Below are 24583 nucleotides of genomic sequence, written 5' to 3' on the forward strand. Positions count from 1 at the left end.
GAAATCTTATGGGTATGAAATGCGGTTATTCCAAACTGATGGTAGCACTTCCGTTTTTCTCCAAAAAGGCATTCAATTTTGGAAGTTGTTTATCCAAAGTACTGTTCAATTTTCCGATATGGATGTCGAGTTCCTTGGATAGCTCATCAAAAACCACATAAGACGCATCTGTCGGACGGGCATCTCCATTTTCAACACTACGTTGAAGGGAAATGAACCTGTTGTTCAGCTTTATCGGGAAATTGAGGGGATCCTGTCCGGACTGGTTCTTGACTTGGTAAAGGTCTTCCTCCACAACGGTCAAGGGAACCATAAGATCGCTCGAAAGTTTTTTGAACTGCTTGCTCGTGATACCTTTTCCAATACTGTCCAATTGCTTACGGATACTTCTGATTTGAATAACCGCTTCGTTGGCAATACTGGCCTTTTTGGTAATCTTGGAAGCCAATTCAAATTGTTTGTCCAGATCGTCGGCAGTGATACCTTTTAAGTTGGGATCTATCACAATATTAAAAGGGAGTTCCTGAACTACTTCATCACCTACTTTCATTCTGATCTTGTAGGTGCCCAAAGGTGCCTTTGGACCATTTTTGACCGATCCGCCCCAAATGATGATCCCATCAAATGTGGTTGGCCCCGGATACCTTAGGTTCCATGAAAAGGTGTTGATGCCTTTGGCCGTAGTGGGTTTGGAAGTGCCCCTACCGTACCAAGATTCACCATCGTCTTTTTTATACTTAGGCTGATTCCCTCCAAAGGAGTCGATCAAATTTCCTTTCCCATCCAAAATTTCAAAAGTGATGGTATCTACCTGTTCTTCCAAATAATATTGAAAATTGGCATTGTAGATGCCCCGAATAGCGTCCGTTGGTTTAAATAGGACATTCTTTTTGCTTTTTAATTCTGGGGAGTATTCACGAAGGGGCTGAATGTCATCCAAGATCCAGAATCCCCTACCATGAGATCCGAGGACCACATCGTTATCCTTTATCACCAAATCCCTGATAGGTGTATCGGGAAGGTTTAATTGAAGGGGTTGCCAGTTGTCGCCATCGTTCATGGAAAAATAAACGCCATGTTCCGTGCCCAAAAAGAGCAGTCCTTCCCTTTGGTGGTCTTCGCGGATGGCTCTTGCAAAATGCCCTTTTTCAATTCCGGTGATGATCTTGGTCCAAGTTTTGCCGTAATCGTGCGTCTTAAAAACATAAGGCTCACGGTCGTCAACCTGGTAACGGTTTGCTGCCACATACAAGGTCCCTGGATTGTGTATGGATTCATCAATGATACTTACCCTGGAGAATTTTGGAAGTTCTTTAGGGGTAATATCCGTCCAAGTCTTTCCCCCATCACGGGTGATGTGGATCTTCCCATCATCAGATCCTGCCCAAATGGTATTGATGTCGTGGTTTGATGGTGCCAATGCAAACACTGTGGCGTAGATTTCAGGACCATTCATATCCATAGTGATCATACCACCCGTTTTACCCAAAGTCTCCGGGTCGGCATAGGTAAGATCAGGACTTATTCTTTCCCAAGTCTGTCCATCATTGGTCGTTTTCCAAACGTGTTGGGAACAAGTGTACATGACATTGGGATCTTTAGGCGCAAACATGATCGGGAACGTCCATTGCCATCTTTCTGGAAGGGCACTTGCAGGTTCCCCAGAAAAAAAGCGGGGGTACACCTGTATGTCGCGGGTTTGGCCATTGCTTCTATCATAACGGGTGAGCAGAGCACCTTGGCTTCCTGCATAAAAGATATCGGGATTGGTAGGGCTTTGGGTAATCCAACCGCTTTCGCCTCCTCCTACGGCATAATACCAACCATGGTTGGGTCCGCGGGCCTGCATAAAATCCCAACCCTCACTTGGTATGGCCAAAGTAGTGTTGTCTTGTTGGGCTCCGGCCACATGGTAGGGCACATCACTGGTAGCCATAACGTGGTACAGCTGTGTAGTAACATAATCCTGTTCTGTCCAAGTTTTACCTCCGTTAAGGCTTACAACCCCACCGCCATCATTACTGCTGATCATCCTATCGGGATTGTTGGGGTCGATCCATAGGTCGTGGTTGTCACCGTGGGGAGGATCAATGGTCACATCAAAGGTTTTTCCTCCATCTGTTGATTTGAAAAAGCCCACGTTCAATCCGTAAACCACGTCTTTATCTTTGGGGTCTGCAAACAATCGGGAATAGTAAAAGGCACGTTGTCTCAACTTACGCTCATTATTGGTGAGTTCCCAGGTTTTTCCACCGTCATCGGATCTAAATACACCCCCTTCATTGGCTTCAACAATGGCCCAAACCCTGTTGGAATCCACTGGCGAAACCGTAACCCCAATTTTACCTATCGGGCCTTTTGGCATTCCGGCATTTTGGGTAAGATCGGTCCAAGTTTCTCCACCATCGGTAGATTTCCAAAGTTTACAATCAGTACCACCGCCCCACATTTTCCAAGCTTTACGGTATACCTGCCAAGTGCTGGCATAAATAATGTTAGGGTTATTTCTATCAATGATCAGATCGGCAGCTCCGGCCTTATTGCTTACATAAAGTACTTTTTTCCAGGTGGCTCCACCATCTGTACTTTTAAAAACGCCACGTTCCTCATTGTCTCCATAAGGATGACCAAGGGCCGCCACGTACACGATATTTTCATTGGTCGGGTCGACGCGAACCCTTGCAATGGCTTGGGTTTCTTCCAGGCCTAAATGTGTCCAAGTCTTTCCGCCATCGGTGGTTTTGTAGACGCCATCCCCTTGGGTGATGCTTCCCCTTAGCTGGGTTTCGCCCATACCGATATATACTACATCTGGATTGGTCTCAGCTACTGCAACGGCACCAACAGAAGAGCTGGTTACCTGTCCATCGGTAACACAATTCCACGTATTACCGCCATCTATGGTTTTCCAAAGACCACCACCTGTGGCCCCAAAATAATATTCATTGGGCCTGGATGGACTTCCAGAAGCACCCAAAGATCGACCGCCCCTTTCCGGGCCTATATTTCGCCATTTAAACCCGCTATAAAAACTAGTATCCACTTGCATAGCAGTGGTAGTTTGGGCATAATTAAATACTGAGGGGAGGAACATGGACAGTAGCAGCCATGTTCTGGTTGAGGTTTTTAGCATTCCCATAATGTTGGTGTTGGTTCTGAGTGGTTAAAATAAAGTTACAATTTACTCAATACCATTGAAAATGTTTCATCAATTGTGTGGATGTCCCCCATATTTTTAAACTTTCTAAAGAAATGGTTGAAAAAACATAAGTTTATCCTTTCAATTGGTTCAATTGTTCGCCAAAATCATATTGAAGGTCTTCGTGCAACAATGGCAATTTCTTTTCGATATAAACCAATTGCCGATCATACAGATTTTTTAAGGTAGTGTTTCTGTTGATGGATGGACGCAGGGATTTCAGTCTTTCACAGAAATATAAAAGCAGCTCCACTTCGGTTTCTTTGCTGCCGGAATAGCGGATGTATTTTTTGATGGTTCGAAGGATCTTCCTTACACTTTTCTTGATGTAGAAGAAACTGCTCACATTGATTTCAGAAAAAAGTTCATCCACTTCCTGCTTTACGGATTCGATGTATCCAGCTTCATTGTCTGCTTCAAAGAGTAAATAGGTTAGGAGTTCTTTGTTTTCCTTTTTGAAACGGGCCAATCGCAAGCAGAGTTGAACCACATCATCCGAAGATCGATATTGAAGTTCTTTTTTGAGCTGTGCTATGGTGGATGGCTTCATGATTGGTTATCTCAGATAGGAAGCTCCGTTCACATCGATGATGGTACCAGAGGAATAGGCCGCACCATCAGAGGCCAAAAACAATATGGCATGGGCCACTTCTTCCGGTTGGGCCATTCGTTTAAAAGGGGATTCCCGCAACAGATTTTCACGTTCTTCCGGGGTGAGGGTTTCCTTTGCCATTTCGGTTTCGGTAAACCCCGGGGCCACAACCCCCACATAAATGTGATAAGGGGCTAATTTTTTGGCCAGGGACTGACTCATGGCATTTAAAGCAGCTTTGCTTGCACCATAGGCCGGTTTGGTGGGCTCTCCCCGAAAGGATCCTCGGGAGGAGACGTTGACAATGTGACCGCCACCCGATTTCATCATGGCTTTGGCGCCCCAATAACACAGGTTGGCTGCGGCAAAAAGGTTGGTTTCAAAGGTTTTTTCCCATGCATGGGTCCAATGATCGAAATCCACTTTATCAATTTCATGGAAAATGGAAATGCCCGCATTGTTCACCAAAACATCCAACTGACCATAAACTTTAATGAATTCTGCAATCAATGCTTCGGTATCTGCTTTTTGGGTAATGTCCCATTTAAAAAGATGATGACCTTCTCCAGGCAGCTCTTTTAATGCCTTTTGGGCGGCTTCGTCATTACTTCTGTAGTTAATGCCGACTTTGGCCCCGTTTTGGGCGAATGCCATTGCAGTGGCTTTTCCGATGCCACGGGAGGCCCCTGTGATCAACACATTTTTTCCGGTAAAATCCATAATGGTGATACTTAATGCTTCAAAGATAATAGGATTGGGCATTTTTGAATGCTAATTTGAATTGCACTACCTTTAAATCCCTCAAACGTATCATCCCATATGGGCAATAAAAAAAGACATTGGCTTTTGAACGTACTGATCATAATCACCGTGGTGTTCTGCGTGCTCGTTTTTGTGGAGCATTACAAAAATTGGCATAAGATAGAGGAGGGCAACCTTAGGATTTTTTCGGGTATCTACTTTCAAAAAGTCCCTTTAGCTGAGATAGACAGTATACTTTTGGTCGACAAATTGCCGGAAATGGAACGTTCCAGCGGGTTTTCTTGGATGACCACCGAAAAAGGGGTTTTTAAGGATTCCATCACCCAAACCAAAGTCTATGTTTTTGTGGATGACCTAAGGCAGCAGAAAATTAAAGTGGTGCACCACGACTCGTTAAAAATGTACATCAACCTGAAAGATAGTCTTCAGACCCAGGAATTATACTCCATTTTGCAAACGGATTTACAAAACCGTTCAACTTCCAAAGGAAATGAATAAATGAGGAATTTGTTTTTTTTCATTTTGATGTGTTTTCCCTTGATGCTCTTGGCTCAACATACCATTTCGGTACACGTACATAATGTGCCCACTAAAAATGGAAAGGTAAATGTGGCGGTGTACAATTCAGATGAAGCCTTTCTTTCTTTTGAAAGTGTGTTGAAAACGGAAAGTGTTCCGGCGCATGAAGGCAGTGTGGTCTTAAAAATTGCGAACCTACCCGCAGGGGAATATGCCTTGGCCGTTTTTCATGATGAGAACGATAATGGTAAACTAGATACTAATTGGTTGGGCATACCCAGGGAAAAAGTAGCTTTTTCAAATGCCGAGATGAAAACCTTCGGGCCACCCAAATACAAAGAATGCGCCTTTCGCATTACCTCGGATTATGAGATCAATATTAATCTTTAAATTATTGTAGATGGGAACATTGTTCATGGCGCAGCTAATGGGAGCCCTTTATGGACTTTTAGCTGTTATTTTTGGTGCCTTCGGAGCACATGCCCTTAAAAAGAAATTGACCCCCGAACTCTTACATAGTTTTGAGACAGGGGTCAAGTATCAGATGTACCACGCCTTAGTGCTTTTGGTACTTGGTTTTAATCTAAGTTTCGATAGGCCTTTGGATTCGGCCATGGTCAATTGTTTCATTTTTGGTACCCTCTTGTTTTCCTTCAGTATTTACGCTCTTTGTTTGAGCGCAGCCAAAGGGGAAAAACTTCGGTTTTTGGGTCCGGTTACCCCAATTGGGGGATTGCTTTTGGTTGTCGGTTGGGCCCTATTGCTTTATTCCTTTGTTTCCAATTTGATTTAGAGCCTTCGGTCTTCAACATGAATGTTCCCTTGGTTATTCAAAAAGCATCTCAAAAATCAGATAATGTTTCAACCCAAATTCCTTGCCCCAACTTTCCACGTCTTTGCCACTGCTGTCCACCGCGCACCACATTTTCCAGCCATCTTTTTCATAGGGTAAAATGTAGGCGAATGCTGGAAAGGGTTTGCCTATTTCAATATCTATTTGGGTTCCGATATCCCTAAGCGAATAATCGAAGGTATCCATAGCCTCATACATCCTGTTATTTCCGAAGCGTTCAAACCTGAAAAACACCTTGAGTTGATCTTGGGTGAATTTTTTTCCAGTGATCTTAAATTTTAAGGTATCGGAACTGATTGGGGGCATTCCCGTTATTTTGGCCGTATTCACAATGGTGTCGATTTCGGTAATTTCCCCATCCCATAATTTTTTGGCGATGATGCTTACATGTTTGCCCTTTAGCGCTTCCCCAATAAACTGTACATGATAGTAATCTATTCCCTCGAAGGATAAAATGTCCTGGATTTCTTGGTTGGTTGAACCGTATTCCGTTTTCATTTGAATTGCACCATCCAATTTTGATTGACCGGATGCGAAGAGGGGGAGAAGTACTAAAATCAATAACAGTTTATTCATAATTGGGTTTTTTGGCAAGGACAATTTGCCGTTTTCAGCATTTATCTACAACCTAAGATAAACATTACCGTTGATCGTATTCAATTTCATTCGGTGGGAGGCGTTGCCAAAACTACCCTCCACTTTTTGCCCTACATGACGCTTGGATACCGTAAGGTTCATTTTTTCATCCGCATAAATGTTCCCGTTCAAGGTTTCGGCCACCATTTGGGTATCTTTCATTACCAGGTCGATCGCTCCATTGATGGTCTGAAGGTCCATATCGCCATTGTACTTTTTAATGTCGATATCCCCGTTGATCAATTCGGCGGTAAAATTGCCTTCAATAACTTCGGATTTTAATTTTCCGTTAATGCTACTGACCTTAAACGAAGCATTTTTGGGTACATAGAGCACATAGTTGAACTTGTAGGTTTCCTTGGTAAAATAATACCGGTTTTCTTCATCAGGATGGTTTTTGTTCCATTCATCATGAAAGGCTTTGAACAAGGCTTTGGGTTCCGAAGTGATGCTGATGGTATTGGAACCTTCCTCGATTTCCAATTTATACAGGTCTAGATATTTACCGTCTTCCGTGGTAAGGTCTGCCTTGAAATAAACGGTGGATTTGTCCCATGTTTTCACTTCAATGTTGGATGCGAATTTTACATCGAGATCAATAAATTGGCCAGAATAGTTAAAATTCTTTTCAATGACTTTTTGGGCGCTCAAGGATAGGGTGTAAAGCCCTATCAAGGCTAAAATGAAATTTTTCATGACTGTTCGTTTTTTTGATGTTTTGGATTGTGATTATTTTTTTCTGAGATACATGTTTCCGTTGGTGGATTTCATGGAAAAGCTGACCCCTCCGCCATTGATGGTAGATTTGATATTCCTTCCCAAAAGGGATCGCATCCCGTTCTTTTCTTCCGCTTTTACATCGAAATCGGTGTACACATTTCCGTTCAACGTGCTTAGGGATAGATTGGCAGGCGTGTTGCCGGGCAAGGACACATCAACTGCGCCATTGGTAGAGTAGAGGGAAATGGGTGAATCTTGTTTCACCGTTCCGAAGGTCACATTCAGTTCCCCGTTGAGGGTATTGGCAGTAACCGGACCGTTTACGTTGGTGACCCTTACGCTACCGTTCAATTGGGCATCTGCCTCAATTTCGCCTGCGAAACCGTCAATTTCAATATCCCCGTTCCAAGTGCTCTTCACGGAAACGTTTTGGTTTTTTGGGAGATAGATTTCGGCATCACCGGATTTCCTTAAGTTATAAACGATAAGCGTACTGCCATCCTGAATAACCGAAAAACCTACATCGGTATTATCGGTGCCGCCTTCGCCCACCAATTTGAGTCCTTTAGCCCTTTCCGGGGTTTCAACGGATGGACCGGATTTGATCAACAGTTCATTGGAACTGTGCGTTTTTACAATTACGTCCGCTTTGGACTCGATTTTTACCCACTGGATGCCACTCAACGATTTGGTATAATCGGCTTGGGCCTGGGCAACCGCACTGGCAAATAGTGCGACTAGGATAATGGTGAATTTTCTCATGATTTTCGTTTTTTGATATTTATGTTAAACTTGGTAATACTGCTTTGATCTGTTCTTTGATGAAGGGCTGGGTATCTTCATTTTCCAACAATTTCTTCATGGGTTCCGCTGCTTTTTTCTCTTGGATGAGCACCAGCGCTTGGATAATGGCTACCTGTATGCTTGGATTTTTTTCTTTCTCCAAGGCTTCAATGAGCACATTTTTTACGGTTTCCGAAGAAGTGTATTTGGAAAGGGCCTCGAATGCGGTCAACCGAACGTTGTCGTTATCGTCATGGAGCAACCTGTTCCCTAATGCCTGAATGATGGATTCATCCGGATTCTCGAACTCGTCAATATAGGCCACACCCTGTATCCGTTTACTGGCCGATTGGTTTTCCATGAGGGAAAGCATGGCAGTCTGTTTCATATTGAGGTTCTCGTCTTGCAGTTCCGCCAATTGTTGATCAATTTTTTTCCGTTGGAAAACACCTCCCATTTGAAAGGAAGCGACCAACAAGGCAATACTGGCTGCAACTTTCAGTACGGAGTTCGCCCAATGATGATTTTTCTTTTCGGAGGACAAGGGAACGACTTTGCCCAAAGTTGCTTTTTCAGATTGCAAAGCTTCTTCAAAACTGGATCGCAACCGTTCCGAAGGAACTTCAACCACATCGCTCTTAAAGGCGGTGAAAAGGGTTTTCGTTTCGTTGACTTCCTGTTGGCATTGGGTACAATTTGCTAGATGCTCCTCAATGATCTTTACGGTTTTGTTATCCAAGGAGCCATCTAAATATTCGGGGATCAGATCTGAGATGTGTTTGTTTTCCATGGTTATATCGTTTCTAAATAGATTTCCTTCAATTTTTTTAATATGCGGCAGACCTTGGTCTTGATCGCACCTGGGGTGCTGCCCATCATTTCCGCCAAGTCATCATAGCGTATTTCCTGATAGCGGTTCAAGAAAATAAGTTCACGGTCTTCCGGGGACAATCGGTTCAATGCATTTTGTAAATGGGCATTGTTTTCGGTCATGTCATTTACTTCTTCCGCCGATTGGTACGCCAAAACCTCAATATCCTCAAACGTTTTGTGGTGTCTGGTAAAATGTGTCTTTAAACTGTTTCTGGCAATGGTGAACAGCCAAGACTTGAACGACCCCAATTGGTATGAACTTCTATACTTGATCAATTTGTAAAAAACATCCTGGGTAAGATCTTCACTCAACATGCGATCCCCTGTCATTTTGAACAGAAAATTGAACACATGTTTGTGGTGTCTATCAAAGAGTAGCCTGAGCAAGTCTAAGTTGCCCTCGGACACTTTTTGCATGATCATTTCATCTGAAAGCGCTTCCAAAAGATGTTTTTTAGTTGGCGTTTACTATATATAGTCAGGAAAATGTAAAAGGTTACATCACCAGTAAAAAAAATTAAAGGTTGATGTCAGGTAGATTTGGAAATAGGTACTTTCCCTTTGAAAATCCTAAGGTGAGTTGTTATTGGTAGGTGGTAATTTTTATGACCCCACTTGCGCCCCTTGAACCATATTCGGCAGCGTCAGATCCAGTGAGGGCTTCAATTTTCTTAATGTTTACACTTTCTACCAATTGATTTACCGAATAGAAGGAATTGCCCACGGTATAGCCATTGAGGATATAAAGGGGTTCCGTGGCCGTTCCACTGACCTGGTTGGCTGCCTTCATAAAGTAGGGAATGCCATTTCTCATGGTGATGCCGGACAAGCGCCTGACCCTATCGATCAAAGGAATATTTTGATTGTTCTTTTCCTTTATTTGTTGTGCGGCCAATTTATTGTATTCAGAAGATTTGGAAGATCCACAAGCCATCACAACAAACATTGCCAAAACAGAACTAAAACGAATAAGGGTTTTCATAGGAAAAGATTGAACACTACAATCTATTCATTTTTATTGAAAATCGGGCTAAAATAAGAGGTAAGATTTCCTAATGGCAACCACAATTGCCATCGCCACAATCCTTGGAATTTTTTTTACGCCCTGGAATCAGAGATTTTGGCAGCAGGAATTTGTAGACCAAATAGGCAACGGCCGCGGCCACGATCACATAAACCAATATGTTCTGCACCGATTCCATTAGATCAGGATTTGATAAGCGAGCAATGCTACAAGGTAGGCAAAAACACTCATGAAGCCTAATTGCAACAAAGGCCATTTCCAGGAATTGGTTTCCCGTTTTACAATGGCCAAGGTGCTCATACATTGCATGGCAAAGGCATAGAACAACATTAAAGATATTCCAGATGCCAAGTTGAACAACGGTTTGCCTGAAGAGTCAAGTTCGGCTGCCATACGGGTTTTGATAGTTTCCTCCTCATCACTTCCCACACTGTAAATGGTGGCCAACGTACCTACAAATACTTCACGTGCCGCAAAGGAAGTAAGTACGGCTATGCCAATTTTCCAATCGTACCCCAACGGTTTTACAACTGGTTCAAAAGCTTTTCCGGCTTGGCCAATATAGGAGTGTTCCAATTTATAACTGGCAATTTCCTGGGCTTCGGCCCTATCCCTAAGTTCGTGGGTCATGGATTGTATGGAATCCTGAATAATGTTAGCGGCAACCCCATCTTCCAAAGCACTTTCACGGTAAGCATCTATATTGTTCTGGATGTAGTTTTTGCTATACGTGCTCAAGCCTTCCTTTTCGATTCGGTCGTTCACAATCTGCTCGGCATTCTTGAAATCTTCCGAATAGCCGTTGGAGCCCAAAAACCAGAGTACAATGGAGATAGCCAAAATGATTTTACCTGCCCCAAAAACAAAACTCTTGGTCTTTTCCAAAACGGTATAGGCCACATTTTTTAGAAGCGGAAGCCTATAGGTTGGCATCTCCACCATAAAAAGGGACCTACTCTTGATCTGTAAAATCTTGTTCAAGATCATCGCCGAGAAAATGGCCATGCCAAATCCGATGAGGTACAAAAGCATTAGGGTAAGTGCCTGATAACTCAATCCGAGAATGCTTCCTTCCGGAATTACCAAGGCAATCAATATAAGATAAACGGGCAACCGTGCGGAACAAGTGGTAAACGGTGTCACCAAAATGGTGATCAATCTCTCTTTCCAATTTTCAATGGTACGGGTGGCCATAATGGCTGGAATGGCACAGGCATTCCCCGAGATTAAGGGCACTACACTTTTTCCACTAAGTCCAAAGGGGCGCATCAATCGGTCCATCAAGAAAACCACCCTGCTCATATATCCTGATTCTTCCAGTAGTGAAATGAACAGGAACAAAAAGGCAATTTGGGGTATAAAGATCACGATACCACCGATTCCTGCAATGATCCCTTCAGCCAAAAGGTCCGTCAAAACTCCGGGAGGAAGGGTAGTTTTAATCCATTCGGCCGCCATGGCAAATTGCTCGTCAATGAAATCCATGGGGTAGGAACTCCATTCAAAAATGGTCTGGAAGATGAGCAAGAGAATGGCAAAGAAAATGAGGTACCCGAAAATTTTGTGCGTCAAGATTTTGTCCAAAGATCCCCGCAATCCTTTTGCTGCCAAGAAATCTACTTTGTAGGTCTCCTTCAAAGTGTTGTTGATGAACTGGTACCGGAGAACGGTTTCCTTGTGCTGTAATTTTTTAAGTTCTTCCTTGGATTTGGTGGCAAATGATGTGGTGTCCTGAATGCGTTTCTTTTCGATGGGCATAAAGTTCACATCTTGGGTAATTACCAGCCAAAGCTTGTAAAGATCTTCGTTAGGGAAGGTTTTTTGAAGCCTTTCAAAATATTCGGGAGAAATCCTTTTGGTGTCCACATTGGGTGCGGAGGACAGGTTTTTATAATCGGCGATGAGTTCCTTTACTCGTTCTATGCCTTCACCTTTTCGGGTGCTGACCAAGGCTATTTTGGTGTCCAGTTTTTTTTCCATGGCTTCTATATCCAAGGAAATCCCTTTTCTGGACATGCGATCGGCCATATTGATGACCAAAATGGTCGGAATTTTTAGGTCTTTGATCTGGGTGAAAAGGAACAGGTTTCGTTTCAGATTTTCCACATCGCTAATCACCACGGCTACATCAGGGTAATCTTTATCGTTTTTATTTAGCAGAAGTTCCACCACCAGACTTTCATCCAAAGAAGTAGTGTTAAGGCTATACGTGCCTGGAAGATCGAGAATATGGGCCTTCACCCCCCTTGGCAGCTTACAAATTCCTTCTTTTTTTTCTACAGTGATACCTGGATAGTTGCCCACCTTTTGTTTGAGCCCGGTAAGTTGGTTGAAAACGGAGGTTTTTCCGGTATTGGGATTACCGATCAGGGCAACGTTGATATTCTTGCTCATAGGGGTTGGTTTTCGTCAATGATATCCAGCTCTATGAGTTCGGCCAGTGATCGTCTTATGGCAATGTGGCTCCCACTAAGGTTGATGTAAATGGGGTCGTTCAAAGGGGCCACCTGGATCAGCTCTATGCTGTTTCCGGGGAGGCAACCGAGTTCCAACAATTTTATGGGAAGAACATGTTCCTCAAAATCCTTGATGATTCCCTTTTGGCCTTGGGTGAGGTCTGCAACAGTAGCCACTAAGCTTATTTAGATTGAATATAATTAAGGGCAAAAATAAGTAAAAATGATAAATAATCGGTCATCATTCCTCTTAAGGTTTTCCGTTAGTCCTCATAACTGGCTTCAAGAGTTTTGATGTCTTCCAGTAATTTGCTGATTTCCTCCCTATTGGTGCCATCATAAAAGCCACGTATCCTTTTCTCCTTGTCAACCAAAATGAAGTTTTCAGTATGGATCATGTCATAGGGACCACCATCGCCATCGGTCTTCACGGCCAAGTACGATTTACGGGCCAGTTCATAGATCTGTTTCTTATCACCGGTCACCAAATTCCATTTACTATCCACTACGCCCTTTTCCAAAGCATATTTTTTCAATTGGGGTACGGAATCGATCACCGGGGTAACTGAATGCGAGAGCAGCATGATGTTTGGGTCATCTAAAATGGCATCTTGAATTTCGGCCATGTTCTTGGTCATGATGGGGCAAATAGTGGGGCAGGTGGTAAAAAAGAAATCCGCAACGTAAATTTTATCCTTGTAATTTTCTTGGGTAATGGTGTCCCCGTTTTGGTTCAACAAGGCAAAATCAGAAATGGTGTGGTATTTCTTTTTATAGAAAAGAGTACTGTCCACAAGGGATTGGTCCACCATGTTGGGTTGGTAAATGGGCAGCACATTTTCGGGCTGTAAGGCGTTGTAAAATAGGTAAATGATGATGGCCGAGAGACCCAAGAACACCAACCCGAACAATTTGTATTTTGCAAAAAAGGAACCCATGGTGCAAAATTACGGCCCAAGCTATGATTCGCCATGATAAAACTCAACTTTTGTTCCTAAATCTTTCTTAAATCGATGTATGGACAAAACCAAGGTTTTTTTATCACTACCTAAAAGGTTACTTTTGTGCGTTTTAACAAATACTGACTGATGACCCCTATATTAATAAAGACCATACAATTCTTTCTAAGCCTTTCCCTGCTTATTGTTTTGCACGAGTTGGGGCATTTTATACCTGCCAAGATCTTTAAGACGAGGGTCGAAAAATTCTTTCTCTTTTTTGATGTGAAGTTTGCCCTTTTTAAAAAGAAGATAGGCGAAACGGTTTATGGTATCGGTTGGTTGCCGTTGGGAGGTTATGTGAAAATCTCCGGGATGATCGATGAGAGCATGGACACCGAACAGATGAAGGAAGAGCCCAAACCTTGGGAGTTCCGAAGCAAACCGGCCTGGCAACGCTTGATCATCATGGTTGGTGGGGTAACTGTAAACTTTATTTTGGCAGTGGTCATCTATATTGGTATGGCCTATTCCTATGGAGACGAATACATCCCCATGGACAGCTTAAAGGATGGGGTTTGGGTAACCGAAAAATCCATCGGTGACGAAATAGGGATCCAGACCGGAGACAAGATCATTGCAGTTGATGGGAATGAACTTAAAACCTTCAGAAGTGTTTTTGCCGAATTGATCAATGGCAACACCATTACTTTGGAAAGAGATGGTCAACGAATTGAAAAGGAAATTCCGGTTGATTTTATTTCAACCTTATTGGAAGATGAAGATAAGATCCAGTTTTTGAGTTTTAGGGTGCCCTTTATCGTAAACCAGGTTCCGGATACTTCCCATAATAAAAATGCAGGCTTTAGATCTAAAGACGAGTTTATCAACATTAACGGTTCGCCTGCCAAGTATCGCGATCAGGTGATGACCATATTGGACAGCAATAAGGGAAAAGAAGTTGATGTGCTTGTAAAAAGGGAAGACGGTATGGAGCATCATGTGATTGCCCAAGTAAGCAAGGATGCCAAATTGGGCTTGGAAACTGCGGCAATCACTATGGAAGATTTTCAGAACAAAGGAGTATTCAGGATAGAGACCCAAAAATATTCCTTTTTGGAGGCGATTCCGGCAGGAATCAACAAAGGAGTATCTACCCTGTCAAGCTACATGAAGCAGTTGAAAAAAATCTTCAATCCAGAAACTGGAGCCTATAAAGGTGTGGGAGGCTTTGCTGCCATTGGTGGCATGTTCCCCGATTCTTGGAACTGGCCAGCCTTTTGGGCCACAACGGCTTTTATATCCATTATTTTGGCATTCATGAACATATTGCCGATACCCGCTTTGGATGGGGGGCATGTGATGTTCTTATTATACGAAATGATCACGGGGCGCAAGCCAAGTGATAAATTTTTGGAGTATGCGCAGATGGTAGGCTTCTTTTTATTGATCGCTTTGTTGCTGTTTGCCAATGGAAACGATCTTTACAAATGGCTTTTTAAATAGAAAAGCGATTTTTTTGTTTGTGGTATAATAAAGAATCTGCTATATTTGCACCCGCTTAAGGTAAAATTCCTCCTTAGCTCATCCCGATAGCTATCGGGAGGTTAGAGCAGGAAATAAAAGTTCTTTACAAGTTTTGAGTTCGGTTTATGTTATTTACTCTGTAAAATTGGACAAATATTATATTGGAGAGTCAGTTGATATTCCAAATAGAATATCCCAGCATAACAATAGATTTTTTAAGAACAGTTTTACCTCAGGTAGTGATGATTGGGAAATTTTTCTGGTAATAGAATGTGGTTCAAGGGAATTGGCCAGGAAAATTGAATCTCACATAAAGAAAATGAAGAGCCGAAAGTATATCGAGGATTTGAAGAAATATCCCGAAATAGTTTCAAAGCTGATAAAAAAATATAATTGACATTCCTCCTTAGCTCAGTTGGTTAGAGCATCTGACTGTTAATCAGAGGGTCCTTGGTTCGAGCCCAAGAGGGGGAGCAAAAATGAAGAGCTGCACGAAAGTGTGGCTCTTTTTGTTTTTACATGGTTATGGTTGAACGTTTATCCTAGTTCAGACCAAATATTTACTATCCCAAACGACGCTTTTTTCCCTACCTTACTGAAAAAGAATACCATGAAACATGTTGTATTACTGGTGTTAGCTGTAGCTCCCTTTCTAGGGTTTTCCCAAACCTCGGAGTATACCATTACCAGCTATAAGATTGAAGGCGTAAAAGCGCCCAACACCCATTATATTGGTGAAGCATGGTTAAACCCCATACTCCTTGCCGATGCCGATCTGGATTATAACATTACCAAAGCAACTTTTAGGGCCAATTCAACCTTGGACTGGCACAAACATCCCACCCCACAAGTACTCATCATTGTTGAAGGTGAGGGGTATTATCAGGAAAGAGGAAAAGCCCCCATTATCCTTAAGACCGGGGATGTGATCAAATGTGAAAAAGAAGTGGAGCATTGGCATACCGCAACAAAAGAAAGCAATGTAACCTATTTGGCCATTTATGGGGGAACCGAACCCACTGTTTGGACCGAAGTGCTTACCCAAGAATACTACGATCAGGTAGCGGAGAAACTAAAGAAAAATTAATGAAAAAGCCCCCAATTTTGGAGGCTTTTTCGTTTTTTGATGATTATTGTTCCAAAAAGGGTTTCAAATTGGCCCAGACAGCATCAAAGTTTTCAAGGAAAACCACATGGCCCGCATTCGGAACAATTCCAAGTTGACAGTTGGGAATCATTTGATAAGCAGCCATGACCGTTGCCATGGGAGCATTACCGTCACGTTCCCCGGCCAAGAGCAGTACAGGACATTGAATACTGTTGAACAGTTCCTTGCTGGCTGTCATTTCATTATAAAAGTGGGCCAAATTGGTCCAAAATTCCTGTAAGCGATCAGGTTCTGGCATGAGTGCCAACTGCTGTGCTTTGTACAGGGGGTCGGCATTGAGCATCTGGGTGTCCAAAATAACCTTTCGCAGTCCAGGTACCTGTTCCCCTGCACCAATGGCGATAAGCTTTTTAACCCTTGAAGGATACAAGCTTGCCACTTTGTAAGCGGCGTAAGCACCGTCACTAAAACCGAGAACGGTAGCGCTGTCACGGGTTACCGTATTGATGGCAGCCATTACATCGTTCGCTTTTTGTTCATAAGTAATGGGTGAATGCCCGATTTCAGAACGCCCGTGCCCTCTTGTGGAAATGGCGATTACCCTGTAATCTTGTTTCAAGCTGTCAATGAACCTCCCCATTTCGTATAGGGAACCTAAACCACCTCCATGCAGGATAACAAAGGGTTTTCCCTCGCCATAAACTTCAAAGTAGATTTTGGCATCCCCTGCTTGTGCATATTGTCCGATAGCCGTGTTGTTTCCATAAGGGATCGCTCCATTTGGTGAAGGTTCTGCTTGCATGAAATGTCGCATTCCATTCTGGGCCATCCCTGATATGGACAATGTTGCCAACAGAGCAAAAAGGGCGAATATTTTCTTATTCATTTTTGTGTACTATTTTAAGATCCTTGAAAAAACCTTCGGTTCCTACCTCTACCCAAAGACCAATCCCGCCCGTTTGTTGCGCCCCAAGCTTGAGGTCGTTAACAATGAGGGATGGTTGCACATTTCCATTTAAATATAGTTTGGCGATGGCACCATTCACCACTATTTTCATGGTAATCCATTCATCAAGGCCCATATCGGCATATGACTCGTATTGCCCAGGGAAATCCTTGCGAAGTCGGGCAAATTTATAATCAGGATATGAGAAATACTGGATGGCATGGTTTCTTCGCAACTGATCTTCTGCACGTCCGTTGGTCGGACGAATGTAGAACGATTCGAACTGGGAATTGTCTTTTGATATCCTAAAGGCCAATCCCAAAAAACCACGTGCAAATTCAGGAGCCTCAGCCGTTAATCTGCTTAGCACCTTGACTTCAATAATGCCATTGATAAAATCATCACCAACCAGTTTCAAAAATGTAGGCTCGTCTACCGTTGAAAGCATATTGTTTGGATTGGTAGGGAAATTTTGCATGTCGCGCTGCACCCTAAGAACCTGTTCGCCATTTAGGGCAACGATATCCGATAACACGTGGCTGAACTGAAATCGTTGCCCTTGATAATGTAACTGTTGCCCTTGGGCCATAAAAACACAGCCCACCAAGGAGAAGAACAGCACATAAACAATTTTCATTCTGCTAAGGTACAATGCCTCAGAAAAGCTTTTCATTGGGCGGTTTAACCCCGGCCAACCTCAAATAAATGGTGGCCTGCCCCCTGTGGTGAGTCTGGTGCTCGAACATTTTGTCCAATGCCTTCGCCTTGGTCATCTCAAACTGTCCAAAAAGGTTGACCGATTCACTCAATTGGTCTTCGGACAAGTTTTTCAATCCGGTAATGACATAATCGTATCCGGCATTAACCAATTCGATCACATTTGCTTTTGATGTGTCCATGGTCTTTTCAGATTCCCCAAAGCCTACTGGACTTTCAGTGCCTGTAATCGCAGCCATGAACCCATAATTGGCATCGGTAATGTGTAACAATTGCTGCGCAAAGGAACGTACCTCAGGGGTTGCCTTAAAGTCGAACTTATCATCGGGCATGGTCTCCATATACTCTAAGGTATAGGCTTTGGCGCGTTCCCAATCCGCTATCATATCGGATAGGTTTTGGGCATTGATGTTAGTGATGGCCATAACCATGAAGGCCATTGCAAGAAGAATGTTGTTTGTTTTCATTAGTGAATTATTTAGTTTGATAGTGTCCAGTTGTGAATGTGTTTATCATACCCACTTCGTTAAAGTCGATGATGGGTGATGGTTCCTTACAAAATAGATGAAAAATTAATGTTGATTTATTTTTCCATCCATTCTAAAAATAAAAAGCCACCTTTTGAGGGTGGCTTTTTCAGTTTCGTGGGGAACTACTTATCGTTATACAAGGAGCAATACGATGGTCAATAGAAAACCTGCTACTGCAAAATAGAGTCCCTTTTTATAAATGGGGGCATTGGGTTTGAACATAAAAAATGCCGATACCGAAAAGAAAAGCAACGCAATTCCGAAGAAAATGCCCAACCAGAACAACGGGTTGCCCGTGTGCATTTTGTGGAGTTTGTTCATGTTTTCCAAGATCATGGGCAAACGCTTCTCTGTATAGGAGGCCTCACCGGTTTTCTGGTTGTAGGTTCCTCCATCAAAATAAACTAGGTCGCCCTCAATCTTGTCTGCTTTAAAGGCTCTTTTGCGCAAGGCTGCGCCCAAGGCTTCCCCTTCAAGATTGGGTTCCAATGTGGTGTTTACCTCGTATTCACTTTTTAAGAAGTCCGTGCTACGGAACGTAAGTACAATGCCGCTTATCGCATAAACTGCCATAATCCCGGCCAAAAAGAATCCCAAGTAACGGTGAAATTCCCTAAACGTATTCTCTGATTTTCTTCCCATGGTAATTGGTTGCTGTAAAATAAAGAAGAAGGGAGGTATGGGCCTTCCCTTCTTCATGGTTAATTCTCTTGATCTAGATAATTATTGTTGAGCCATTTCAAGGTTGATGGTCATTTCCACATCATCGCCCAAAGTTGGGGTGTCTCCACCAACTCCAAATTCAAGTCTGTTTATGGTTCCTGTCAACTTAAGGCCAGCTTTTAATTTATTGCTACGTTGATCGGTAATGATTCCGTTTACTTTTCCTTCCAAGGTTATAGGTTTGGTTACCCCGTGCATGGTCAAGTCACCGGTCAAGGTAAAGGTCTTGTCACCTGTTTTGGAATACCCCGTGCTTTTAAAGCTGATGGCAGGAAATTTTTCGGCATCGAAGAAATCGGCGCTTTTTAAATGGCCGTCACGTCTTTCGTTATCGGTATCAATGCTGGCGGTTTGGATTTCCACGCTGAATTCGGCATTTTCAAAAGAATCGCTAGCGGTGGCGGTAATATCAAAATCACCAAAACTTCCCTCTACTTCAGAGATCATCAAGTGGGTAATGGCGAATCCAATTTTGGAATGCGATTTATCAGATTTCCAGGTCGATTGAGCCGAAGCGACCAGACCGGTCAACAAGGCAATGGCAAATAGTGTTTTTTTCATTTTCTTGATTTTTTGTGTTTGTAGAGTTTCTTTAAATTTTAGCCTGTAAAGTAAACCAAAAATTACAAAATGTCCCCATCTCTATGCCAGAATAGAGGGGAGGCCAAAGATGGGTAATGTTTTGGATACCGAACAACTATTTTCTGCAAACGACAAAGGTTAACCTCCAATCAACCAGAGGGTTGTACAAAGTAGGTTAAAATGTCGTTCAGGGGGCAAATATGGTTGTTTGGAAATCTGTTTTTTGGCAGATGCGTTTTATCCCTAGATTTGACCTTTATTTAAATGCAAAGTATTGATTTCTAGAAAGGAGCTTCTTTTCCAAATTGTATTGCACATCATCGTGCTCCTATTTTTCTCGTTTGATAGAAATGAGGAGACCATTAGCTTTGATAAGGCACTTTTTCTTTTGTATTACAGTGGCGCCACCGTGGTTGTTACCTATTACCTCATGCCCAAATTTTTGTACAGAAAGAAATATTGGCAATTTTTCCTTGGATTTGCCATCATTGTGGCTACCGTAATTTCCATAGAGGAATTGATTTTGGAGCCCCTCATGTACCCTGGTACCAAAAGAGGTGATAATTTTCCGGGAATATACATCTCCCTTTTGGGACTGTTGCCGGTCATGTTCATTCTATCGGGATGTAAATTTGGTTGGGACGCCCTTCAAAAACAGGCACAGATTGATGAATTGGAAACGGCCATCCAGGAAAGCGAGATCCAGTTTTTACGAAGTCAGATCAATCCCCATTTTTTGTTCAACAACTTGAACAATCTGTATTCATACGCCTTACAGAATTCACCCAAGACCCCAGAGATCATTTTGGAGATGAGCGGGGTTTTGCGCTACATGTTGTACGAATCCAAGGAACAGTTTGTACCTTTAAAGAAGGAGCTGGAACAATTGGGGAACTTTATCCGGTTGTACAAGTTGCAGATAGAGGATAGGGGTGTTGTTCAGTTTGAAGTGAATGAAATTGAAGAGGATTATAAAATTGCCCCGTTGATCTTGATCGTATTTATTGAGAATGCTTTTAAGCATAGTCAATCGGGCCAGTCTTCGGATATTAAGATAGATGTTTCCATTAAAGTAGAGAACGATGTACTGGAGTTCCACTGTAAGAACAATTTTGAAGTGATGGCTAGTTTGGATACAGTTGCCAAAGGAATCGGGCTTCAGAACGTGCGTAAACGTTTGGAGATTTTATATCCGAAGAAGCACAAACTCGAAATAAAGGAATCCGCCAACACCTACGATGTTTATTTAAGGCTTGAACTGGAAAAAGCATAAAGTATGAGATGCATTATCGTTGAAGATCAGCCGCCTGCACAGCGTATTTTAAAAAAGTTCATCCAAGATGTGCCCAACTTGGAGCTGGTTGGCGTTTTTTCAGACGGTTTGCAAGCCATGGAATTCTTGAAGGCTGAACCCGTGGACCTCATGTTTCTCGACATTCATTTACCTAAGATCAATGGTCTCGATTTTTTAAAAAGCATTCCAGAGGCACCCCATGTGGTCCTCACTACCGCTTTTTCCGAATATGCCCTGGAAGGGTACGACCTTAATGTGGTAGATTATCTTCTAAAACCTTTTTCTTTTCAACGGTTTTTACAGGCCGTGAACAAGGTCAGTTTGAAACAGGAACACCTAACACCTAAGAATGATGTGTCTCAGGTTAGCGAGATTTACGTCAAATCTAGCCATGAGCATATCAAGGTTTCAATCCGTGATATTTATACCATTTCTTCGGATTCCGATTATACCGAAATCCATTTGAAGAACAAAAAAATATTATCCAACGAGCCCTTGCGACATTGGTTGGATGTACTTCCCGTGAACCAGTTTTTCCAGGTACACAAATCGCATATCATCAACACCCAAAAAATAGATCGCATTTCGGGGAACCAGGTATTGCTCACCAACGGCGCAAAAATTCCTTTGGGACGTGCGTACAAGGACCACTTTCTAAAAAGCGTATTACAATAATTGACCAACCTAAAAAAGAAAAGGCCCGGGATGTTGTTCCGGGCCTTTTCGATTTATATGGAAATGTTTTCCGCTTCTTTACTTAGCAAAGTAGACATAGATGGCGATTACTACCACACAAATGAAAGCACTGGCCAATTTCACGTGCTTCCAAGGCTCAATGGATACCTGTTTGGTATACTCCAGTGTGAAAGGTTCTTTCCTTGGGTAAATTTTACCAATGATCAACATGATGATGATATTGGTAATGAAGAGTATAGCCATTACGTGCAGGTAGTGGGGATAAGCTCCTGCTTCTACCATATGCAACTCTTGTGGGTCGGTAATACCGTTGGCCTTGGCCTCTGCCAATGCACTTGCTACCATTCTTGGGCCCACTATAAATTGACTGATGATATACAGAATGGAACCGGAAAGAATACCGATTTTGGCCGCAATAGCGGGCACTCTTTTGGTCAAATATCCGATGACGATGATGGTAAAGATCGGGATGCTATAAATACCGTTGATTTCCTGAAGATAATTGAAAAGACTTCCAGCATTGGCAATGAGCGGTGCAATGAACATCGCCGCCAAGGCCAAACAGATACCAAAGATCTTCCCATACTTTACTATGGTCATTTCTGATGCTTCTTTGTTGATGTGCTGCTTGTAGATATCAATTCCGAACAAGGTTACAGAACTGTTCAATACACTATTGAAAGAACTCAAAATGGCCCCAAACAATACTGCGGCAAAAAAGCCCATTAACGGTTTAGGCAATACGGCACGCACCAATTCAGGATACGCAAGGTCGCTACTGGCCAAACCACCTTCAAAATAGTAATAGGCGATCATTCCAGGTAAAACCAGGATGATGGGTCCTAAAATCTTCAAGAAAGCGGCCAACAAGAGTCCTTTTTGACCTTCGGCCAAGTTTTTAGCACCCAAGCCCCTTTGAATGATCTGTTGGTTGGTTCCCCAATAGAACAATTGTACCAGCATCATCCCGGTAAAAATCGTGGCAAAGGGTACTTCTTGACCCGGATTTCCTGTGGAATCAAAACGTTCAGGATTTGCGGACATCAAGGTGTCCAATCCTCCCAGAACACTTCCGTCGCCAATGGCCATCAACCCAAAAACAGGAATCAGTAAACCGCCAATGATAAGTCCGATTGCGTTGATACTATCTGAAACGGCTACTGCCTTCAATCCACCGAAAACGGCATAAATGGAACCTACGATCCCGATACCCCAAATACAGATGACCAATGCTGTGGAATCGGATACCCCGAGTACTTTAGGCACATCGAACATGCCACTAATGGCCACAGATCCTGAATAAAGAATCACAGGAAGTAATACCACCACATAACCCGTGAGGAACAATCCTGAAGTAATGGTTTTTGTCGTAGTGTCGAACCTTTTTGCCAAAAATTGGGGAACGGTGGTAAGTCCACCCTTCAAATAACGTGGAAGCAAGAACATGGCTGTGACCACAATGGCCAACGCGGCCAGAGTTTCCCATGCCATAACGGATAGACCATCCTTGTAAGCGCTACCGTTCAGCCCTACGATTTGTTCCGTAGAAAGGTTGGTCAAGAGCAATGAGCCGGCAATCACGCCTGCCGTTAGGCTTCTTCCGCCCAAAAAATAACCATCAGATGATGTTTCATCCGTTTTGCGAACGGACCACCAGGATATGAATGCTACCAAGAGCGTAAATCCCAAAAATGAAATAAGTGCCATTTAGTAAAATTTGATTGTTTGGCCATTGGTTGAGAGCCAAATGGATTAGTTTGTTTTGTTAATTATATAAATTGGTTGATGATGTTCTCAAACAACTCCTGTTGACCACTCCGCTTTTGAATGTTCTGATGAGCATTGGCATGCGTATAAAGATCCTCTAAAGTAAGTTTTCCTTCTTCAAAGGCCTTTCCGGTACCAGAGTCAAAAGAGGTATAACGGTCTCTTCTTCTGCTAAGATAGTCTGAATTTTCCAAAATACTGTGAGCTGCAAGCAATGCTCTTGAAAACGCATCCATTCCCCCAATATGGGCATAGAAAATATCTTCCAGATCTGTGGAGTTCCTTCTGATCTTCGCATCAAAATTGATGCCACCGCCCTGAAAACCTCCCGCTTGAAGGATCACCAACATGGCTTGGGTCAGTTCATACACATCCACGGGGAATTGGTCGGTGTCCCACCCATTCTGGTAATCTCCCCGATTAGCATCGATACTTCCCAAAAGGCCATTATCGGCAGCGACCTGCAATTCATGTTCAAAAGTGTGTTGGGCCAAAGTGGCGTGGTTCACTTCAATGTTGAGTTTAAAATCACCTAAAAGATCATACTTAGTCAAAAAGCCCAAAACTGTGGCTGCATCAAAATCATATTGGTGTTTGGAAGGTTCCATGGGTTTCGGTTCAATGAAGAAGGTTCCCTTGAAACCTTGTTTGCGGGCATAGTCTTTCGCCATATGAAGAAAACGGGCCATATGGTCCAACTCTCTGCCCATATCCGTGTTCAACAACGACATATAGCCTTCACGACCACCCCAAAACACATAATTTTCGCCCCCAAGTTTGATGGTGGCATCCAAAGCATTCTTGATCTGGGCCCCGGCAAAGGCCACCACATCAAAATCGGGATTGGTAGCTGCACCGTTCATATAACGGGGGTTGCTAAAGCAATTGGCTGTTCCCCAAAGGAGTTTTACCCCGCTTGCCTTCATTTTTGCTTGGGCGTAATCGGTGATGAGATCCAATCGCTTTTCCGATTCCGCAAGAGTACTTCCTTCTGCGATCAGATCAAAATCATGGAAGCAAAAGTATGGAGCGCCAATTTTGGTGATGAACTCAAACGCGGCATCCATCTTATCCTTCGCCTGTTGGATCGGGTCCGAACTCGTTAACCAGGGGAAAGATTGGGTAGGTGCCCCGAAGGGATCGGCACCGACTCCTGTGAAGGTATGCCAGTATGCGATAGCGAACCGAAAATGGTCCTTCATCGATTTGCCGTCCACCATTTTGTTTTCGTCATAGTATTTAAAGGCAAGTGGATTGTCCGATCCTTTTCCTTCAAACGGAATTTTTGGGATCCCCTTAAAAAATTCCTTGTCTCCTGTTGTGATCATAATATGGATT

The 24583-nt window shown here is 42.9% G+C and carries 28 protein-coding genes and 1 tRNA gene; 9 read left to right on the forward strand and 20 right to left on the reverse strand.

Annotation, left to right across the window (positions count from 1 at the left end):
• Nucleotides 1–25: 25 nt before the first annotated feature.
• The 3 genes from LKX84_RS14775 to LKX84_RS14785 all read right to left on the reverse strand — a co-directional run bounded on the left by LKX84_RS14775 (nucleotide 26) and on the right by LKX84_RS14785 (nucleotide 4553).
• On the reverse strand, nucleotides 26–3133 hold the full coding sequence (locus tag LKX84_RS14775; protein ID WP_228237920.1) for a VPS10 domain-containing protein: 3108 nt from the start codon (nucleotides 3131–3133) through the stop codon (nucleotides 26–28).
• A 139-nt stretch (nucleotides 3134–3272) separates the two neighbouring features.
• Nucleotides 3273–3749 carry a hypothetical protein gene (locus LKX84_RS14780; RefSeq protein WP_228237921.1) on the reverse strand — a complete coding sequence of 159 codons (477 nt, stop codon included), beginning with the start codon at nucleotides 3747–3749 and terminating at the stop codon, nucleotides 3273–3275.
• A gap of 6 nt (nucleotides 3750–3755) precedes the next feature.
• The gene (locus LKX84_RS14785) at nucleotides 3756–4553 is read right to left on the reverse strand and encodes an SDR family NAD(P)-dependent oxidoreductase (protein WP_228237922.1); all 798 of its coding nucleotides are present in this window, start codon (nucleotides 4551–4553) and stop codon (nucleotides 3756–3758) included.
• Between the two features lie 57 nt (nucleotides 4554–4610).
• Between LKX84_RS14785 and LKX84_RS14790 the strand changes: the two genes are divergently transcribed.
• Genes LKX84_RS14790 through LKX84_RS14800 form a run of 3 tightly spaced genes read left to right on the forward strand, consistent with a single transcriptional unit; the run spans nucleotide 4611 to nucleotide 5865 of the window.
• The gene (locus LKX84_RS14790; RefSeq protein ID WP_228237923.1) at nucleotides 4611–5051 is read left to right on the forward strand and encodes a hypothetical protein; all 441 of its coding nucleotides are present in this window, start codon (nucleotides 4611–4613) and stop codon (nucleotides 5049–5051) included.
• Nucleotides 5052–5462, forward strand: coding sequence for a DUF2141 domain-containing protein (locus LKX84_RS14795; RefSeq protein ID WP_228237924.1), 411 nt, complete (start codon nucleotides 5052–5054; stop codon nucleotides 5460–5462). It begins immediately after the preceding gene.
• 10 nt (nucleotides 5463–5472) lie between these two features.
• Nucleotides 5473–5865 carry a DUF423 domain-containing protein gene (locus LKX84_RS14800; RefSeq protein ID WP_228237925.1) on the forward strand — a complete coding sequence of 131 codons (393 nt, stop codon included), beginning with the start codon at nucleotides 5473–5475 and terminating at the stop codon, nucleotides 5863–5865.
• Between the two features lie 33 nt (nucleotides 5866–5898).
• Here LKX84_RS14800 and LKX84_RS14805 read toward each other — a convergent pair whose 3' ends face one another.
• The 10 genes from LKX84_RS14805 to LKX84_RS14850 all read right to left on the reverse strand — a co-directional run bounded on the left by LKX84_RS14805 (nucleotide 5899) and on the right by LKX84_RS14850 (nucleotide 13355).
• Complete coding sequence (locus tag LKX84_RS14805; RefSeq protein WP_228237926.1) at nucleotides 5899–6501, reverse strand: hypothetical protein; 603 nt, start codon at nucleotides 6499–6501, stop codon at nucleotides 5899–5901.
• Between the two features lie 45 nt (nucleotides 6502–6546).
• Nucleotides 6547–7257 carry a hypothetical protein gene (locus tag LKX84_RS14810; RefSeq protein WP_228237927.1) on the reverse strand — a complete coding sequence of 237 codons (711 nt, stop codon included), beginning with the start codon at nucleotides 7255–7257 and terminating at the stop codon, nucleotides 6547–6549.
• A 33-nt stretch (nucleotides 7258–7290) separates the two neighbouring features.
• The gene (locus LKX84_RS14815; protein WP_228237928.1) at nucleotides 7291–8043 is read right to left on the reverse strand and encodes a DUF4097 family beta strand repeat-containing protein; all 753 of its coding nucleotides are present in this window, start codon (nucleotides 8041–8043) and stop codon (nucleotides 7291–7293) included.
• Between the two features lie 19 nt (nucleotides 8044–8062).
• On the reverse strand, nucleotides 8063–8854 hold the full coding sequence (locus tag LKX84_RS14820) for a HEAT repeat domain-containing protein (protein WP_228237929.1): 792 nt from the start codon (nucleotides 8852–8854) through the stop codon (nucleotides 8063–8065).
• A gap of 2 nt (nucleotides 8855–8856) precedes the next feature.
• Nucleotides 8857–9381 (reverse strand): RNA polymerase sigma factor, encoded by a 525-nt coding sequence (locus LKX84_RS14825; RefSeq protein WP_228237931.1) that lies wholly within the window; start codon nucleotides 9379–9381, stop codon nucleotides 8857–8859.
• Between the two features lie 139 nt (nucleotides 9382–9520).
• Nucleotides 9521–9919: a Plug domain-containing protein gene (locus tag LKX84_RS14830; protein ID WP_228237932.1), complete on the reverse strand. Its 399-nt coding sequence runs from the start codon at nucleotides 9917–9919 to the stop codon at nucleotides 9521–9523.
• 70 nt (nucleotides 9920–9989) lie between these two features.
• The gene (locus LKX84_RS14835) at nucleotides 9990–10139 is read right to left on the reverse strand and encodes a hypothetical protein (protein ID WP_228237934.1); all 150 of its coding nucleotides are present in this window, start codon (nucleotides 10137–10139) and stop codon (nucleotides 9990–9992) included.
• Entirely contained in the window at nucleotides 10139–12355 is a 2217-nt protein-coding gene (gene feoB, locus LKX84_RS14840; RefSeq protein ID WP_228237935.1) for a ferrous iron transport protein B, read from the reverse strand. The genes LKX84_RS14835 and feoB overlap by 1 nt, the downstream gene beginning before the upstream one ends.
• Nucleotides 12352–12594: a ferrous iron transport protein A gene (locus LKX84_RS14845; protein WP_228237941.1), complete on the reverse strand. Its 243-nt coding sequence runs from the start codon at nucleotides 12592–12594 to the stop codon at nucleotides 12352–12354. Before LKX84_RS14845 ends, feoB begins: the two co-directional genes overlap by 4 nt.
• Nucleotides 12595–12680: 86 nt before the next feature.
• Complete coding sequence (locus tag LKX84_RS14850) at nucleotides 12681–13355, reverse strand: SCO family protein (RefSeq protein WP_228237945.1); 675 nt, start codon at nucleotides 13353–13355, stop codon at nucleotides 12681–12683.
• A gap of 150 nt (nucleotides 13356–13505) precedes the next feature.
• Between LKX84_RS14850 and rseP the strand changes: the two genes are divergently transcribed.
• The 4 genes from rseP to LKX84_RS14870 all read left to right on the forward strand — a co-directional run bounded on the left by rseP (nucleotide 13506) and on the right by LKX84_RS14870 (nucleotide 15969).
• A complete protein-coding gene (rseP, locus tag LKX84_RS14855) occupies nucleotides 13506–14861 on the forward strand; it encodes an RIP metalloprotease RseP (RefSeq protein ID WP_228237947.1) in 1356 nt (451 codons plus the stop codon).
• Nucleotides 14862–14994: 133 nt separating this feature from the next.
• Nucleotides 14995–15279: a GIY-YIG nuclease family protein gene (locus LKX84_RS14860; protein WP_228237949.1), complete on the forward strand. Its 285-nt coding sequence runs from the start codon at nucleotides 14995–14997 to the stop codon at nucleotides 15277–15279.
• Nucleotides 15280–15282: 3 nt separating this feature from the next.
• Nucleotides 15283–15356, forward strand: a tRNA-Asn gene (locus LKX84_RS14865).
• A gap of 136 nt (nucleotides 15357–15492) precedes the next feature.
• Nucleotides 15493–15969, forward strand: a complete 477-nt coding sequence (locus tag LKX84_RS14870; RefSeq protein WP_228237951.1) for a cupin domain-containing protein — start codon at nucleotides 15493–15495, stop codon at nucleotides 15967–15969.
• Between the two features lie 43 nt (nucleotides 15970–16012).
• Here LKX84_RS14870 and LKX84_RS14875 read toward each other — a convergent pair whose 3' ends face one another.
• From LKX84_RS14875 to LKX84_RS14895, 5 genes are all read right to left on the reverse strand, one after another.
• A complete protein-coding gene (locus tag LKX84_RS14875) occupies nucleotides 16013–16876 on the reverse strand; it encodes an alpha/beta fold hydrolase (protein ID WP_228237953.1) in 864 nt (287 codons plus the stop codon).
• Nucleotides 16869–17609 (reverse strand): DUF1080 domain-containing protein, encoded by a 741-nt coding sequence (locus tag LKX84_RS14880; RefSeq protein ID WP_228237955.1) that lies wholly within the window; start codon nucleotides 17607–17609, stop codon nucleotides 16869–16871. The genes LKX84_RS14875 and LKX84_RS14880 overlap by 8 nt, the downstream gene beginning before the upstream one ends.
• Complete coding sequence (locus LKX84_RS14885; protein ID WP_228237957.1) at nucleotides 17593–18120, reverse strand: DinB family protein; 528 nt, start codon at nucleotides 18118–18120, stop codon at nucleotides 17593–17595. Before LKX84_RS14885 ends, LKX84_RS14880 begins: the two co-directional genes overlap by 17 nt.
• 195 nt (nucleotides 18121–18315) lie before the next feature.
• A complete protein-coding gene (locus LKX84_RS14890; protein WP_228237959.1) occupies nucleotides 18316–18882 on the reverse strand; it encodes a PepSY domain-containing protein in 567 nt (188 codons plus the stop codon).
• A gap of 24 nt (nucleotides 18883–18906) precedes the next feature.
• Nucleotides 18907–19467, reverse strand: a complete 561-nt coding sequence (locus LKX84_RS14895) for a YceI family protein (RefSeq protein WP_228237961.1) — start codon at nucleotides 19465–19467, stop codon at nucleotides 18907–18909.
• A gap of 295 nt (nucleotides 19468–19762) precedes the next feature.
• Here LKX84_RS14895 and LKX84_RS14900 point away from each other — a divergent pair, with 295 nt between their 5' ends.
• Nucleotides 19763–20761, forward strand: coding sequence for a sensor histidine kinase (locus tag LKX84_RS14900; protein ID WP_228237963.1), 999 nt, complete (start codon nucleotides 19763–19765; stop codon nucleotides 20759–20761).
• A 3-nt stretch (nucleotides 20762–20764) separates the two neighbouring features.
• Nucleotides 20765–21457: a LytR/AlgR family response regulator transcription factor gene (locus LKX84_RS14905; protein WP_228237965.1), complete on the forward strand. Its 693-nt coding sequence runs from the start codon at nucleotides 20765–20767 to the stop codon at nucleotides 21455–21457.
• Between the two features lie 78 nt (nucleotides 21458–21535).
• Here LKX84_RS14905 and LKX84_RS14910 read toward each other — a convergent pair whose 3' ends face one another.
• Together LKX84_RS14910 and xylA are read right to left on the reverse strand one after the other, a co-directional pair.
• Complete coding sequence (locus LKX84_RS14910; protein WP_228237966.1) at nucleotides 21536–23185, reverse strand: solute:sodium symporter family transporter; 1650 nt, start codon at nucleotides 23183–23185, stop codon at nucleotides 21536–21538.
• A gap of 62 nt (nucleotides 23186–23247) precedes the next feature.
• Nucleotides 23248–24573, reverse strand: a complete 1326-nt coding sequence (xylA, locus tag LKX84_RS14915) for a xylose isomerase (protein ID WP_228237967.1) — start codon at nucleotides 24571–24573, stop codon at nucleotides 23248–23250.
• Between the last annotated feature and the right edge of the window lie 10 nt (nucleotides 24574–24583).

The sequence above is a fragment of the Allomuricauda sp. M10 genome (assembly GCF_020782875.1).
Lineage (GTDB): Bacteria > Bacteroidota > Bacteroidia > Flavobacteriales > Flavobacteriaceae > Flagellimonas.

Bases quoted from the DNA above. Each gene is read 5' to 3' on its own strand.
- LKX84_RS14775 (WP_228237920.1), bottom strand. From the start codon at position 3,133: ATGCTAAAAACCTCAACCAGAACATGGCTGCTACTGTCCATGTTCCTC.
- LKX84_RS14780 (WP_228237921.1), bottom strand. From the start codon at position 3,749: ATGAAGCCATCCACCATAGCACAGCTCAAAAAAGAACTTCAATATCGA.
- LKX84_RS14785 (WP_228237922.1), bottom strand. From the start codon at position 4,553: ATGCCCAATCCTATTATCTTTGAAGCATTAAGTATCACCATTATGGAT.
- LKX84_RS14790 (WP_228237923.1), top strand. From the start codon at position 4,611: ATGGGCAATAAAAAAAGACATTGGCTTTTGAACGTACTGATCATAATC.
- LKX84_RS14795 (WP_228237924.1), top strand. From the start codon at position 5,052: ATGAGGAATTTGTTTTTTTTCATTTTGATGTGTTTTCCCTTGATGCTC.
- LKX84_RS14800 (WP_228237925.1), top strand. From the start codon at position 5,473: ATGGGAACATTGTTCATGGCGCAGCTAATGGGAGCCCTTTATGGACTT.
- LKX84_RS14805 (WP_228237926.1), bottom strand. From the start codon at position 6,501: ATGAATAAACTGTTATTGATTTTAGTACTTCTCCCCCTCTTCGCATCC.
- LKX84_RS14810 (WP_228237927.1), bottom strand. From the start codon at position 7,257: ATGAAAAATTTCATTTTAGCCTTGATAGGGCTTTACACCCTATCCTTG.
- LKX84_RS14815 (WP_228237928.1), bottom strand. From the start codon at position 8,043: ATGAGAAAATTCACCATTATCCTAGTCGCACTATTTGCCAGTGCGGTT.
- LKX84_RS14820 (WP_228237929.1), bottom strand. From the start codon at position 8,854: ATGGAAAACAAACACATCTCAGATCTGATCCCCGAATATTTAGATGGC.
- LKX84_RS14830 (WP_228237932.1), bottom strand. From the start codon at position 9,919: ATGAAAACCCTTATTCGTTTTAGTTCTGTTTTGGCAATGTTTGTTGTG.
- LKX84_RS14835 (WP_228237934.1), bottom strand. From the start codon at position 10,139: ATGGAATCGGTGCAGAACATATTGGTTTATGTGATCGTGGCCGCGGCC.
- feoB (WP_228237935.1), bottom strand. From the start codon at position 12,355: ATGAGCAAGAATATCAACGTTGCCCTGATCGGTAATCCCAATACCGGA.
- LKX84_RS14850 (WP_228237945.1), bottom strand. From the start codon at position 13,355: ATGGGTTCCTTTTTTGCAAAATACAAATTGTTCGGGTTGGTGTTCTTG.
- rseP (WP_228237947.1), top strand. From the start codon at position 13,506: ATGACCCCTATATTAATAAAGACCATACAATTCTTTCTAAGCCTTTCC.
- LKX84_RS14870 (WP_228237951.1), top strand. From the start codon at position 15,493: ATGAAACATGTTGTATTACTGGTGTTAGCTGTAGCTCCCTTTCTAGGG.
- LKX84_RS14875 (WP_228237953.1), bottom strand. From the start codon at position 16,876: ATGAATAAGAAAATATTCGCCCTTTTTGCTCTGTTGGCAACATTGTCC.
- LKX84_RS14880 (WP_228237955.1), bottom strand. From the start codon at position 17,609: ATGAAAAGCTTTTCTGAGGCATTGTACCTTAGCAGAATGAAAATTGTT.
- LKX84_RS14885 (WP_228237957.1), bottom strand. From the start codon at position 18,120: ATGAAAACAAACAACATTCTTCTTGCAATGGCCTTCATGGTTATGGCC.
- LKX84_RS14890 (WP_228237959.1), bottom strand. From the start codon at position 18,882: ATGAAGAAGGGAAGGCCCATACCTCCCTTCTTCTTTATTTTACAGCAA.
- LKX84_RS14895 (WP_228237961.1), bottom strand. From the start codon at position 19,467: ATGAAAAAAACACTATTTGCCATTGCCTTGTTGACCGGTCTGGTCGCT.
- LKX84_RS14905 (WP_228237965.1), top strand. From the start codon at position 20,765: ATGAGATGCATTATCGTTGAAGATCAGCCGCCTGCACAGCGTATTTTA.
- LKX84_RS14910 (WP_228237966.1), bottom strand. From the start codon at position 23,185: ATGGCACTTATTTCATTTTTGGGATTTACGCTCTTGGTAGCATTCATA.
- xylA (WP_228237967.1), bottom strand. From the start codon at position 24,573: ATGATCACAACAGGAGACAAGGAATTTTTTAAGGGGATCCCAAAAATT.